Below are 15,073 nucleotides of genomic sequence, written 5' to 3'. Positions count from 1 at the left end.
TTATGAATAGGAATTATATATATACAAGCGTTTTCTTCCTGATGACCTTAGTAGCGTTTTCAGGTTGTAAAGACGATATGATGGACGAAGTGACCAAGCTGGAAGTAGATCGTGCTTTTTCACCAACAGGTTTAACCGCGAACGTAATTAATAGAACAGATATCAGACTTACGTGGAAAGCTGTAAATAATGCTAAAACGTATACTGTAGAGGTTTTTGAGAATGCAGATTTTTCGGGAACACCAGTTAAATCAATTAAAGATATTCCTTTTTTGCAGGTTCCGTACACGGTTACAGGACTGGCAGGTGATACACAATATGCAATTAGGGTAAAAGCTGCTGGTGAGGGAGTAGAAGATTCTAAATGGATAACTGCGAGCTTGAAAACCGATTCAGAACAGATTTTGCAGACGGTAAATCCGGCTAAATTAACGGCCACATCTGTGGCAATAAATTGGCCTGCGGGACAACCAGCAACGACGATCACCATAAATCCAGGTAATATTACAAGAGCTGTTACAGCACCTGAAGTCGCCGCCGGAGAAGCAATTGTAACGGGTTTAACAGGCGAAACTTTGTATACCGCCAAATTATTTAACGGAACAAAAACTCGTGGAACTATCACTTTTACCACCCCACTCGATTTAGGAGGGGCAACATTAGTTTTGCCAAGTGATGATTTAGCAGCCATGATTGCAGGCGCTTCCGCGGGTGAGGTATTAGCCTTGATGCCAGGAACGTACAATATCAATGCCGATATTACTATAAACAAATCTATTGCGCTAAAAGGTGCCAGACCGTCTGATAAACCAATTATTAAAGGAATGGTTGTTAGAATAAGAGGAAATGCAGGATTAGATTTAAAAGATCTAGTGCTAGATGGAACCGGCGCACAAAACGATAATCAGGCTATAATTTATGATGAAGCTTCAGATATTGCGTATGGTAATTTAGCAATCGAAAATTGTGCAATTAAGAACTATGTGAAAGGCGTTTTGTATGCGAACGTAAAAGCATTGATTGAATCAGTTAATTTTAAAGGAAATATCATTAGTGATGTGGAATGTGTAGGAGGCGATCTACTGGATTTCAGAAATGGAATTGCTAAGACTTACAATTTCTTAAATAATACCGTATATAATGCTGCTTTAGCACGGGATTTCTTTAGGATGGACGCTGGTGGCGGTAATAATTTCCCAACGGTAACCTCTGTTATCACCATTTCAAATAATACTTTCTATGGTATATTGAACGGAGCGAGCAATCGACTTTTATATATTCGCCTGCCTAAACAAGAAATCTATTTTACTAAGAACATCGTAGCCAATTCAAACGGTATTTTAACCAACCAGGCATCAACCCAAATTGTTGCCGGTAATTTTATTGCAAATAACTATTTCAACGCGCCAACATTTATGGGCGGAAGTGCAACTTCTGGCGCAAAATATGATACGGGTAGCTTTACTACCTTAAATCCTGGTTTCGCAAATCCAGCAGCAGGGAATTTTACCCTAACTGAATTTACTTTAAAAGCCAATGGAATAGGAGACGCTAGATGGCGATAAAATGGGTTAGCTTAGCCTTTTTTTTATTATGCCTGACTAATTTGCAGCAGCAGACGACCATTTATATTATTGGAGATTCTACTGCTGCAAATAAGCAGGAAAAGGCATACCCAGAAACAGGTTGGGGAATGGAGTTAGCTTCGTTTTTTGACCAGGAAGTGTCGGTAGACAACCGTGCCCTAAACGGAAGAAGTACAAAATCATTTATCGTTGAAAAAAGATGGGCTGAGGTACTGGCCAGTTTAAAAAAGGGCGACTATGTATTTATCCAATTTGGTCATAATGACGAAAAGGTAGATCGACCGGATGTCGGAACATCACTCGCAGACTATCAAACCAATTTGATCAGGTATGTGAAAGAAACACAGGCAAAGCTAGCACACCCCGTACTTTTGACGCCAATTATGCGAAGGAGCTATCAAAATGGTATTTTCAGGGATACCCACGGCGGATATCCTGAGGTAGTGAGGAAAGTAGCTGACTCCTTGCACATCCCCCTGATCGATATGCATCGAAAAACAGAACAGTTAATTGTTGGTTTGGGCGAACTATCGTCCGTTAAATTGTTTAATCACGTAGATAGTGGCCATGTCAATTATCCGAAAGGAAAAAAAGATGATACCCATTTAAGTCCCGATGGTGCGAAGGCTGTTGCCAAATTAGTGATAGAAGGAATTAGTGAAACAAAATTACCATTGGTAAAACATTTGATTAAAAGATGAAGATAGTTACCGTTGCTTTCTTGCTGGGCCTTTTCACACTTTCAGTGCCAAAAAAGCCTGTACATATTTTTTTAATAGGTGATTCTACGATGGCCGATTATAGCCTGGACTCAGGTTATATGGAAAAGAGGTTTCCACTTCATGGCTGGGGACAAGTGTTTCAACCTTTTTTTAAGAAAGACAGTCTGGTAAAAATTAAAAATTTAATCACTTCAGATAGTGTTATTATCATTGACAAAGCACGGGGTGGGAGAAGTACCCGTACCTTTTTTGAAGAAGGGCGGTGGGAGGCAATTTATCAGGTATTGAAGAAAAACGACATCGTAATGATACAGTTCGGCCATAATGATGCAGCAATTGACAAACCTGAACGATATGTAAATATTGTTGGTTATAAAGCATTTTTGAGATTATATGTAAATCAAACCCGCGAAAAGGGAGCAACGCCAATTTTAATAACACCCGTAAACAGAAACTATCCGTGGAAAGACGGAAAATTAAACAATGTTCATGGCGAATATCCAAACGCAGTTAAGGAAGTTGCCACAGAACTTAACGTGAAACTAATCGATTTAACCCAACTTTCAATCGATGCCTTTACAGCTAAAGGAAAAGCTGCAGTAACGTCTAACTATTTTATGAATTTCGAAAAAGGAGTTTACTCAGCATACCCCACCGGACAAAAAGACAATACTCATTTTCAAAAAGAGGGCGCAATAGCAGTTGCCCAATTGGTATTTAATGCGATGAAAAAGTTATAATCATGAAGAAAATTAAATTACTGTTGGTGTTAAATTGTTTAATGGTTTCTTTTGTTTTCGCCTCAAGCCCCACAGTTTACGATATTATTGTAGCTGCCGATGGATCAGGAAATTATAAAACTGTTCAAGAGGCCATTAATGCGGTGCCCGATTACAGAAAAGTAACGACGACCATTTTTATTAAAAATGGGGTGTATAAGGAGAAATTAAATATCGCTACCTCCAAACAATTTATTAAAATGATCGGAGAAAATGTAGCGCATACGATTTTAACTTATGATGATTGGGCGCAGAAAAAGAACTCCTTTGGAGAAGAAAAAGGTACTTCGGGATCATCGAGTGTTTACATATATGGAAATTCTTTTACTGCAGAAAATATAACCTTTCAAAATACAGCAGGACCGGTAGGGCAGGCAGTAGCTTTATTTGTAGCAGGAGATAAAGCTAGATTTATCAATTGTAGGATGCTTGGTTTTCAGGATACTTTATATACTTACGGCTATGCTAGCCGCCAATATTACTACCAATGCTATATTGAAGGAACGGTAGATTTTATCTTCGGATCATCAACTGCGGTATTCGATAAATGTGAAATTTTCTGCAAAAAGGCAGGTTACATCACAGCTTCCTCTTCACCAGATTCTTCGAAATATGGCTATGTGTTTATCAACAGCAAAATTACTGGCGATGCTACCGATAATTCTTTTTATTTAGGTCGGCCCTGGCGCCCCTATGCAAAATCGGTATTTATTAATTGCTACTTAGGCAAAATGATAAAGCCCGAGGGATGGAACAACTGGGGCAAAGAAACGAATGAAAAAACAGCATACTATGCCGAATACAACAGCCAAGGGCCAGGTGCAAACGCCAAGGCACGGGTTAAATGGTCGCATCAACTGGATGAAATAACGGTTAAAGCATATACAATGGAAGAGATTTTTAATGGCTGGAATCCGAAGGAGTAAGTACAAATAATAAAAATTAAAGCACAGCGCAAATGAAACCAATATTCCTTTTTTTATTAACTTTTTTAACACTCTCCTCTCAAGCTCAAAATCAAACATTCCCCAAATCATTTACCGTTGCTCAAGATGGAACAGGGGATTTTAAAACTATCCAAGAAGCAGTGAACGGAGTAAGGGATTGGTCTGAGGTTCAGGTGCCGATCTACATTAAAAAAGGTACCTATCAAGAAAAGTTGGTTATTCCACCGCAGAAGCCAAGAATTTCTTTAATTGGGGAAGATAAAACGAATACCATTATTACATTTAATGACTATTCAGGAAGAAATGGCCACAATACCTATACTTCACATACGGTGCTAGTGGAAGGGAATGATTTTACTGCAGAAAATATAACCTTTGAGAATAGTGCCGGGCCAGTAGGACAAGCTGTTGCCCTACACATTACCGCAGATCGGGTAATCGTTAAAAACTGCAATATTTTAGGTAATCAAGATACATTATTCCCTTCTAACGAAACCAGCAGACAATACTTTTTGAATTGCTACATCGAAGGTACAACAGATTTTATTTTCGGTGCGGCAACGGTGGTTTTCGAAAACTGCCATATCCATAGCAAAAAGAACTCCTACATTACGGCCGCCTCAACTACCCCTGCAAAAGCTTTTGGCTTCGTGTTTCTAAATTGTAAACTAACGGCCGACTCAGCTGCCCAAAAAGTATATTTAGGCCGACCATGGCGCCCATTCGCCAAAACTGTTTTTATAAACACTAACATGGGTAAACACATCGCTCCGGAGGGCTGGCATGTATGGAACAACAATGAAAATCATTTGAAAACCTATTATGCAGAATATGGCTCATATGGACCAGGATTTGTAAAAGAAAAGAGGGTGCCCTGGTCTAAACAACTCACCAAAAAAGAAGGTAAACAATATACCTTAACGAATATTTTTAAGGGAACAACTGCCTGGATTCCCTAATTAGGGGCGTCATTGCGAGCGCAGCAAAATGGGAAACTCCGTCATTGCGAGCGCAGCGAAGCAATCTAATTGATCGCTTAAGATTGCTTCGCTGCGCTCGCAATGACGAAACTACGCTCGCAATGACGAAACTGCGCTCGCAACGACGGATGCCCCTACAACGACTAACTTTTCCTATAATGACGTAATAGATAAAATAACATCATAAACAATGAAAGTACTATATACCATTTTAATAAGCTGTTCAACAATGGCACTCAATGCCCAAGTTTCCAAAACATGGGTGCCCGATATGGGAAACGGAAAATATAAAAACCCGATCATCCATAGTGATTATTCAGACCCAGATGCAATTCGAGTGGGAAATGATTTTTATATGGTTTCATCCAGCTTCAATGCAGTTCCAGGCTTGCCGATTTTGCATTCCACAGATTTGGTAAATTGGAAAATCATAGGCCATGCCTTAAAAAGACAGCCCCCATTCAAGCACTTTGCTCAACCACAACATGGTAACGGTGTATGGGCTCCCGCTATCCGTTTTCATAACAGAGAATTCTACCTCTATTATCCAGATCCTGATTTCGGTATTTACCTAACCAAAGCTAAAAATGCAGCCGGACCTTGGTCTGAACCTACCTTGGTTGAGGAGGGAAAGGGGTTGATAGATCCATGTCCGCTCTGGGATGAAGATGGAAAGGTATATTTAGTTCATGCTTATGCAGGCAGCAGGGCTGGGATAAAAAGTATCATTGTGGTTAAAAGATTAAATTCCAGTGGCGACAAAGTTATCGATGAAGGCAAATTGGTTTATGACGGACATGAGCTGGACCCAACCATTGAAGGGCCAAAGTTTTATAAACGAAATGGATATTACTACATTTTTGCTCCCGGAGGTGGCGTGTCAACTGGTTGGCAAACGGTGTTGCGCGCTAAAAATATATACGGACCTTATGAGCGAAAGGTGGTAATGGATCAGGGTAAATCGCCAATCAATGGTCCACATCAAGGCGCCTGGGTAAGTACCCCTGCCGGGGAAGACTGGTTTTTACATTTTCAGGATAAAGGAGCTTACGGACGGGTAGTGCATCTACAACCCCTGAAATGGATAAATAATTGGCCGGTTATTGGGGTTGATAGCGATGGGGACGGAGCAGGAGAACCCGTGCTAATTCATAAAAAGCCCTCTATAACAAAAGCGGCTAAGATGGTTACTCCAATGGAGAGCGACGAGTTTAATGCCCCTAATATGGGTTTACAATGGCAATGGCAAGCCAATCCAGTTGCTACCTGGTCATTCTTAAATCCTTCAAAAGGTGTGTTAAGACTTTATTCGGTCAAAAAACCCGATAGTGCTAAAAATCTTTGGGATGTACCGAACTTGCTCTTGCAAAAATTTCCTGCTGAGGAATTTACGGTAACCACTAAGATGACGTTCTCACCTAACATGAAGCTTGTAAACGAGCAGTCGGGCTTAATAATCGCAGGATTGAGTTATGCCAATCTTGCTGTAAAAAGCAAACAAGACGGACTATATTTAGTTTATTCAGTTTGCAATAATGCAGAAAAAGGAAGTATAGAAAGTGAGCAAACCTTAGTTAAATTAACCCAAAAGGAAATCTATTTACGGGTTTCGGTAAGCTCGGGTGCTAAATGTCAATTTAGCTATAGTACAGATGATAAGCTATACAACCAGGTAAAGGAAACCTTTCAGGCCGAACCAGGAAAATGGATAGGTGCTAAAGTTGGTTTATTCTGCGTTAGAGAACAACAGACCAATGATGCGGGTTATGCCGATTTCGACTGGTTTAGGGTTCTTTGAGAACGATTGCACAGTTATTTTCGGTCATTTAGTTTCATTCCCGTTCAAAACTGTGTAGACTTGTTTATTGCAAACCGATATAATCTGTAACTAACACATGAACAAAATAGCATCTATTCTATTTACTGTCGCTCTATTTTCGACATCGATTTCTTTAAATGCACAAACTGGTGTGGGTAAGGCTTATTCGTTTGATAACCTGCCAAAAGTTGCAAAAACTTCTTTTAAAGCAGATACTTTAAATATTATAAAATATGGCGCTGTAGGCGATGGCTTAACCTTGAACACAAAAAGCATAAATGATGCAGTTATCGCCTGTAACAAAAGAGGCGGCGGAGTGGTGCTAATTCCCCAAGGATTGTGGCTCACTGGCCCGATTGAATTGAAGAGTAATGTGAACTTGCACCTGCAAAAAAACTCCATTCTACAGTTTACCAAAGATTTTAACCAATATCCGCTAGTGGCAAGTAACTGGGAAGGGTTGCCGCAAATGCGGAACCAATCGCCATTATGGGCTACCAACCAGCAAAATATTGCGATTACTGGTCATGGCATTATCGATGGGGCAGGTGAAGCTTGGAGGATGGTAAAAAAGGAGAAATTAACTGCAAACCAATGGTCGAAACTCCTGGCTTCAGGTGGTGTGTTAAGTGAAGACAAGAAAACCTGGTATCCTACTGAGAAGTTCTTTAATGCAGCTAAAATGAAGAACCCTGGGGAAATTACGCCAGATAAAACACCAGAATTTTACCAATCCATTAAAGATTTCTTACGTCCCAATCTTCTCGTGTTTACTTCATGTAAACGCATTTTACTAGAGGGGGTTACTTTTCAGAATTCTGCTGCCTGGAACATCCATCCCTTGATGTGTGAAGATCTAACAGTAAGAAATGTATATGCTAAAAACCCATGGTATGCGCAAAATGGCGACGGGATAGATATCGAATCGTGTAAAAATGTTTTAATTGAAGGAAGTACATTCGATGTGGGTGATGATGGGATTTGTATTAAATCGGGTAGAGATGCCGCAGGCAGAAAACGAGGCATGCCGACTGAAAATGTGATCATTCGCAATAGTACAGTTTACCAGGCGCATGGAGGATTTGTGATTGGGAGCGAAATGAGTGGTGGAGCAAAAAATATATTTGTGTACGATTGCTCATTTATTGGAACAGATATTGGCCTTCGCTTTAAGACTACCCGTGGCCGTGGCGGGGTGGTAGAGAAAATATTTGTCAAAAACATTAATATGATAGGTATTATTGGAGAAGCTATTCTATTTGATATGTATTATGCTGCGGTTGATCCAGTACCTTTAAAGGGAGAAAAAAGAGAGGCTCCAAAGGTGGTAATCCTTCCCGTAACAGAGGAAACTCCAACATTTAAAGATTTTTACATTAGCAACGTTACCTGTGATGGCGCTGCCAAGGCAGTATTTATGAGGGGCCTTCCAGAGCTGAGCATCAGCAATATTAACTTAGCTAACCTAAGTATTAAAGCTAAAGAGGGAATAGATATCCAGGAAGCTAAAAATATCACACTTCATAACGTGAGTTTAACAGTAGATGAAGCAAATCCGCTAATCAATATCCAAAATGGAAATCAAATCAACTTCAACAATTTAAAATATAACACTGCCCAACTGCTTTTCCGAATTAGCGGAGACAGAAATAGTGCAATTAGGACCTCAGGTTTAGATGCGACGAAAGCTAACGTAAAAACTGAATTTCTAGCTGGAGCAGAAGAGAAATCACTACAGATCAACAAATAAATATATAAGGATGAAATTTTCACTTTTAAAGTATCTATTGATAATTAGCTTGTTTACTGCCAGTTTTCAAGTAGCAGCACAACAAAGCAAACCCCTTTCAGCGCAAATGGCAGCAACCGTTATGGGCATTTGGAAAGATACGCTTAATACAGAACCCTCTGGCTTTAAGCCAAAAAAATGGTCGTACGATCTAGGTGTAGTTTATGAAGGATTTGAAGGGATTTGGAAACGAACAGGGGACGCAAGCTATTTTAAAACCATGCAAAAAAGTATGGACTCCTATATCGCCAATGATGGTGTTATCTATAATTATAAGCACACGGATTTTAACATCGACAATGTAAAAAATGGCCGCACCTTATTAATGTTATACAAAGTAACCGGACAACAAAAATATTTTAAAGCTGCTACTTCGCTGTGGAACCAATTGCAAGAGCAGCCTCGAACTAAAGAAGGGGGTTTTTGGCACAAAAAAATATATCCTAATCAGATGTGGTTGGACGGCTTATACATGGGTGAACCATTTTATGCTGAATATGCTGCGCTAATCAAAGAAGATAAAGCATTTGATGATATCGCGAATCAATTTATTTGGATGGAAAAAAATTCAGTGGATGGTAAAACTGGTTTGATGTATCATGGATGGGATGAGTCGAAAGTCGAGCAATGGGCAGACAAAACTACTGGCAGATCTCCACATTTTTGGGGCAGGGCAATGGGCTGGTACGGAATGGCATTAGTAGATGTATTGGATAATTTCCCCGTAGATCACCCTAAAAGAAAAAATCTATTGTCAATTTTAAACCGCTTTGCCACTGCTATACAAAAGGTGCAAGATCCGAAATCTGGTTTGTGGTACGATATTTTAGATATGCCCAACGGAAAAGGCAACTATCATGAGGCATCTGCTTCGAGTATGTTTGTATATACCTTTGCAAAGGCAGTGCGCATGGGTTATTTACCAAAAACTTATTTTGCCGTTGCTGATAAAGGCTACAAGGGGATTAAAACTTCGTTTATAGAACGAGTTGACGCTGATAGAGTTAATTTAAAAGGAACGGTAAGTGTTTCGGGCTTGGGTGGAAAACCTTATCGTGATGGTAGTTATGCTTATTATTTGAGCGAAAAAGTGGTCGTTAACGATCCTAAAGGAGTTGGTGCATTTTTATTGGCCGCTAATGAAATGGAGTTGGCAGCAATGCCGAAGCCAGGCTTAGGTAAAACGGTATTACTGGATTCATACTTTAATAATGAAACACGAACTGATCAAAGTGGAAATTCACTTAAATGGCATTACAAATGGGATGAGCAGGCAAATGGTGGATTTTCTTTTTTAGGAGGGATATTTAACAGGGCAGGCTTCAAAACCGAAACACTGTACCAAGCGCCAACTTTGGCAAATTTGAAAGGTTCTTCAATTTATGTGATTGTCGACCCCGATTTTGAAAAAGAAAACCCTAAGCCAAATTTTGTGTCTCAGCCTGACATCAAAGCAATCACAGCTTGGGTAAAAGCAGGCGGCGTGTTGGTATTAATGGCCAACGATGCGCCCAATGCAGAACTCAAACATTTCAACGAATTAGCCACGAAGTTCGGAGTATTCTTTAACGGCGATAGTAAAGGAACAGTTCCCGTGCCCGGCAATTTCGAAACGGCCAAAGTTGTTGTTCCCGCTGGTAATGAGATTTTTAAAAACACTTACAACTTGTTTATTAAGGAATATAGTAGTTTAAAATTATCAGGAAATGCAAAGTCGGTGCTCAAAGATGCAGCGGGCGATCATGTAATGGCAGTTGCCAAAATGGGCAAGGGAACAGTGTATGTCATTGGCGACCCTTGGTTGTACAACGAATATGTAGATGGCAGAAAATTGCCGGCAATGTATGAAAATTTTAAAGCAGCGGGCGACTTGGTTAACTGGCTTTCCAAACAAGGAAAATAATTCATAACAAAAGTTTTCTATTAGGCGTCATTGCAGGAACCTTAGTCAATGCGAGGAACCTTAGTCATTGTAGAAAACCCCGTCATTGCAGGAAACCCCGTCATTGCGAGCGCAGCGAAGCAATCTAATTCACGGCTTAAGATTGCTTCGTCGCTACGCTCCTCGCAATGACGCCGGCAGAGTTTATAACACAAAACGATAAAAATGAAAAATAATATCACCTTACTCTACACCATAATTTCTATTAGTTTTTGTTCTTGTGCAACGGCGCAAACTGCAAACCATGGCATAGTGAAAACCGATTCAATTGCCGAAAAAATGTTAATTTATCAATTAAGTAACGGCGCATGGCCAAAGCAGCTAACAGGTGGCTATGTAGTGAAATATGAAACGCCAATTGATGAGGCATTAATGGCAAAGATAAAGAGCACAACCTACATGCATGCCACAATTGATAATGCCGCAACCTCCAGAGAAATTACCGCCCTGGTACAAGCGTATAAAACCACCAATAATAAGAACTATTTATTAGCCGCTCAGAAAGGGATCGATTACCTGCTAAAGGCTCAATATGAAAATGGGGGCTGGCCTCAATATTATCCCGACAAAAGTAGCTATCGCGCAGAAATTACGTACAATGATAATGCGATGGTAAACGTACTCAATATCATGTTCAATATCGCCAATCAAACAAAAGATTTTGAGGTGGTAGATCAGTCATACCATGCAAGAGCTGAAAATGCTTATCAAAGAGGCCTGGATTGCATTTTAAAAACGCAGATTGTACAAAGTGGCAGGCTGAGTATTTGGGCTGCACAATATGACCAAAATACCCTTAAACCAGCGAAAGCAAGGAGTTTTGAGCCGGCTTCGTTAAGTACGGCCGAATCCGTGGCTATTGTAAGGTTTCTCATGAGAATCAAGAACCCAAGTCCACAGATTAAAAATGCGATTAACAGCGCCATCGCATGGTTCAATTCGACCAAGATTGTTGGGTATCGATTTGATAAATTGCCAGACATTAAAGACAAGGGATTAATTAAAGATGATACATCTGTCATTTGGGCAAGGTTTTACGATTTCGAAACTAATCAGCCTATTTTTGGTGATCGTGATAACTCCATCAAAAGTAACGTGGCTGAAATTAGTTACGAACGTAGAAATGGCTATGCGTGGTACGGGAATTTTGCTGCCAAACTTTTAGCCACTGAATATCCTAAATGGCAAAAAAACAATCCCTGAACTGGGAACGATTGCGCAAATTTTTGCGTTTAAATAGGGTTTTTCCTAGTAAAAAATGTGTAGAATTGTTTTAGCCAATGCCATTGATAGCATAATACTACCCTATCATTAGCAACTGTAAATGGAAAGCTGTTGAATATAAAAATGATCTTATCTCAAGAAAATCTGCAATTTATTAATAGGGAGCATATAGTTACACCTTTGGCTAGCTCCTTTGACCTTCCCGAAAAGGTTCTTCAATTTGGAACGGGTGTTTTACTACGCGGGCTTCCTGATTATTTTATCCATAAAGCCAATCAGCAAGGCGTATTTAATGGAAGAATAGCCGTTGTAAAGTCGACAAGGGGAGATACGACCGAGTTTGATAGCCAGGATAGCCTTTATACTTTATGTATAAGAGGCGTAGAGAGTGGGCAGCTTGTGGAAGAAAATATCATTTCTTCTGCAATCAGCAGGGTTATTGCCGCAGAGAATGACTGGGCATCGGTTCTGTCGGTAGCCAGCTCCAAAGACCTGAAAATTATTGTTTCCAATACCACAGAAGTAGGTATAACATTGGTCAACGAAAAAATCGATCAAAATCCGCCAAGCTCGTTCCCCGCTAAAGTTTTAGCCGTACTTTATCAGCGGTTTAAAGCATTTGGTGGATCGAAAGACAGTGGGTTAGTTATTATTGCCACCGAATTAATTCCCGATAACGGTACTAAACTCGCAACGATCGTGCTGCAATTGGCTCAATTCAATAACTTGGAATCCAGCTTTGTAGCGTGGTTAACTACGGCAAATAAATTCTGCAACTCGTTGGTAGACCGGATTGTGCCGGGTAAACCTGATGAAAATACCGTAGCGGAGCTTCAACAAGCTTTAGGTTACAAGGATGAGCTATTGGCGATGGCCGAGCCGTACAGGCTTTGGGCTATTGAGGGTGCTGAGCAGGTGAAAGAGGTACTCGAATTTGCAGCAGTTGACGCAGGTGTTATCATCGCTGAAGATATAGAGATTTACCGGGAGCTGAAAGTACGCTTGTTAAACGGAACCCATACCTTAAGCGCCGGAATTGCCTTTCTACTTGGAATTGATACGGTAAAAAATGCCATGAAAGACGAACAGGTTAAGCAATATATCAGCACATTAATGAGCAATGAGATTAGCTTGGCAATACCTTACGAGGTTAATGCCAAACAAACTACGGACTTCTCGAAATCGGTCATTGATCGCTTTGCAAATCCTTTTATTGAGCATCTGTGGCATAGCATTACTTTTCAATATACCATGAAAATGAAAATTCGTATTTTGCCTTTAATAGCGAATTACTACGATATTTATAATAAAGTTCCCGCTCATATTGCACTGGGATTCGCAGCTTATCTGGTTTTCATGAAGGCAAATCACAAAGAAGATGGGAAATATTACGGTTCCTTAAATGGAAAAACCTATTTAATTAACGACGATAGTGCAGCCTATTTCCATCAACAGCAGAAAGAAAATTATGTTACAAACGTATTGAGCGATTCGGGTTTCTGGAAACTTGACTTAGCAGCATTGCCTGGATTTATGGAAACTGTTAACGAAAAGTATAACGAAATTTTAAATAACGGAATGGAAACTGCTTTAAGTAACCTTTCAACCACAAAAATATATTCAGCGTAGCAATGAAACAGTTAGTTTTAAAGGTTCATCCGAGTGATAATGTGCTAGTTGCGTTGAGCGATTTAAAAGCTGGCGAAACAGTAAGCTATCAGGGTAAAACGTATACCTTAGTGCATGATATAAACGCAAAGCATAAGTTTTATGCAAACGATATGGCCAGCGGCGAGGATGTTTTGATGTATGGAACTTTAGTTGGAAAAGTACAATACCCACTTAAATCAGGTTCCTTAATGACCACGGATAACTTGAAGCATGCTGCTGCACCCTATGCTTTCCGTCCTTATCAATACCAGTGGGAAGCCCCGGATGTGACGAAGTTCAAAGACCGCACTTTTAATGGATACCACCGGGGCGACGGCAAAGTAGGTACTGCTAATTATTGGCTTTTTGTACCGACGGTTTTTTGTGAGAATCGCAATCTTGATGTTATTCGTGAAGCTTTACACAATGAATTAGGTTATGCAGTAACCGCAAAGTATAAAGCCTATACCCATCACCTTGTCGAAGCATTTGAAAATGGAGTAGATATTGGATCATTAGTCGCACCCATGACGTTTGAAGGGGTTCGCAATAAACGGACCTTCAAAAATATTGACGGGATTAAATTTTTAAATCATCAAGGAGGCTGTGGTGGAATTAGACAAGACGCTGCGGTTTTAAGCAAACTTCTTGCTGCTTATGCCGATCATCCCAATGTTGCCGGCGTTACAGTATTAAGTTTAGGTTGCCAAAATTTACAGGTGGCAGATTTTACGAGAGATATTAAAGAAAGAAATCCAGATTTCAATAAGCCTTTATTTATTTTTGAACAACAGCAGTCACAAAATGAGGAAAATTTAATTGCCGAAGCAATTAAGAAAACTTTTGAAGGCTTAATTGAAGCTAATAAAATAGAACGTAAACCTGCTCCGCTAAGCAAATTAAATGTAGGCGTTAAATGCGGGGGTAGCGATGGCTTTAGTGGCATTTCCGCTAATCCGGCCGTGGGTTATTGCTCGGATTTATTAGTGGCTTTAGGCGCAACGGTTTTATTGGCAGAATTTCCCGAACTGTGCGGAGCCGAACAAAATTTAATTGACAGGACCATCGACGAAGCTGCCGCTAAGAAATTCATTTCCTTAATGGGTGCCTATAGCCAGGCAGCCGAAAATGCGGGTTCAGGATTCCATATGAATCCCTCTCCAGGAAATATTAAAGATGGCTTAATTACCGATGCCATTAAAAGCAATGGTGCTGCCAAAAAAGGAGGTACTTCACCAATTACAGATGTGCTCGATTATACAGAACCAGCTACGAAAAGCGGCTTAAATCTGGTTTGTACCCCAGGCAATGATGTAGAAGCCACTACAGGTAAGGCAGCCAGTGGCGCCACTTTAATTTTATTTACCACAGGTTTGGGTACACCAACAGGGAATCCTGTTTGTCCGGTTATTAAAGTTGCCACAAACAACGCCCTCACGAAGCGAATGGGAGATATCATTGATATCAACACCGGACCCGTGATAGAAGGAGAAAAAACCATTGAAGAAATGGGCGAAGATATTTTAGACTATTGCATTAAAGCCGCTAGCGGTGAAGTAATTCCGAAATCAGTTTTATTAAATCAAGATGATTTTATTCCTTGGAAACGAGGAGTGTCACTATAATATATGAACA

Annotated in this window: 11 protein-coding genes; all 11 read left to right on the top strand. The window is 40.1% G+C overall.

Annotated features, from left to right (window positions below; genetic code table 11):
• Positions 1-2 precede the first annotated feature (2 nt).
• The 11 genes from BM207_RS16910 to BM207_RS16860 all read left to right on the top strand — a co-directional run bounded on the left by BM207_RS16910 (position 3) and on the right by BM207_RS16860 (position 15,063).
• Positions 3-1,565 carry a DUF4957 domain-containing protein gene (locus tag BM207_RS16910; protein WP_090997167.1) on the top strand — a complete coding sequence of 521 codons (1,563 nt, stop codon included), beginning with the start codon at positions 3-5 and terminating at the stop codon, positions 1,563-1,565.
• Positions 1,566-1,606: 41 nt separating this feature from the next.
• Positions 1,607-2,287, top strand: coding sequence for a rhamnogalacturonan acetylesterase (locus BM207_RS16905; protein ID WP_245768149.1), 681 nt, complete (start codon positions 1,607-1,609; stop codon positions 2,285-2,287).
• A complete protein-coding gene (locus BM207_RS16900) occupies positions 2,284-3,048 on the top strand; it encodes a rhamnogalacturonan acetylesterase (protein ID WP_090997161.1) in 765 nt (254 codons plus the stop codon). Before BM207_RS16905 ends, BM207_RS16900 begins: the two co-directional genes overlap by 4 nt.
• A gap of 2 nt (positions 3,049-3,050) precedes the next feature.
• Positions 3,051-4,013 carry a pectinesterase family protein gene (locus tag BM207_RS16895; protein WP_090997158.1) on the top strand — a complete coding sequence of 321 codons (963 nt, stop codon included), beginning with the start codon at positions 3,051-3,053 and terminating at the stop codon, positions 4,011-4,013.
• A 32-nt stretch (positions 4,014-4,045) separates the two neighbouring features.
• Positions 4,046-4,993, top strand: a complete 948-nt coding sequence (locus BM207_RS16890) for a pectinesterase family protein (protein ID WP_090997155.1) — start codon at positions 4,046-4,048, stop codon at positions 4,991-4,993.
• Positions 4,994-5,204: 211 nt separating this feature from the next.
• Positions 5,205-6,812, top strand: a complete 1,608-nt coding sequence (locus tag BM207_RS16885) for a glycoside hydrolase family 43 protein (protein WP_090997152.1) — start codon at positions 5,205-5,207, stop codon at positions 6,810-6,812.
• A gap of 97 nt (positions 6,813-6,909) precedes the next feature.
• On the top strand, positions 6,910-8,583 hold the full coding sequence (locus BM207_RS16880; protein ID WP_090997149.1) for a glycoside hydrolase family 28 protein: 1,674 nt from the start codon (positions 6,910-6,912) through the stop codon (positions 8,581-8,583).
• Positions 8,584-8,593: 10 nt separating this feature from the next.
• Positions 8,594-10,525, top strand: coding sequence for a glycoside hydrolase family 88 protein (locus tag BM207_RS16875; RefSeq protein ID WP_090997146.1), 1,932 nt, complete (start codon positions 8,594-8,596; stop codon positions 10,523-10,525).
• Positions 10,526-10,729: 204 nt separating this feature from the next.
• Positions 10,730-11,767 carry a pectate lyase gene (gene pelA, locus BM207_RS16870; protein ID WP_090997143.1) on the top strand — a complete coding sequence of 346 codons (1,038 nt, stop codon included), beginning with the start codon at positions 10,730-10,732 and terminating at the stop codon, positions 11,765-11,767.
• A gap of 144 nt (positions 11,768-11,911) precedes the next feature.
• On the top strand, positions 11,912-13,417 hold the full coding sequence (locus tag BM207_RS16865; RefSeq protein WP_090997141.1) for a tagaturonate reductase: 1,506 nt from the start codon (positions 11,912-11,914) through the stop codon (positions 13,415-13,417).
• 2 nt (positions 13,418-13,419) lie between these two features.
• Positions 13,420-15,063 carry a UxaA family hydrolase gene (locus BM207_RS16860; RefSeq protein ID WP_090997138.1) on the top strand — a complete coding sequence of 548 codons (1,644 nt, stop codon included), beginning with the start codon at positions 13,420-13,422 and terminating at the stop codon, positions 15,061-15,063.
• Positions 15,064-15,073: the final 10 nt, after the last annotated feature.

Source organism: Pedobacter insulae (assembly GCF_900113525.1).
Taxonomy (GTDB): Bacteria; Bacteroidota; Bacteroidia; order Sphingobacteriales; family Sphingobacteriaceae; genus Pedobacter; species Pedobacter insulae.
The sequence above is the reverse complement of the archived record's forward strand: the minus strand, read 5'-3'. Positions and strand labels throughout refer to the sequence as shown.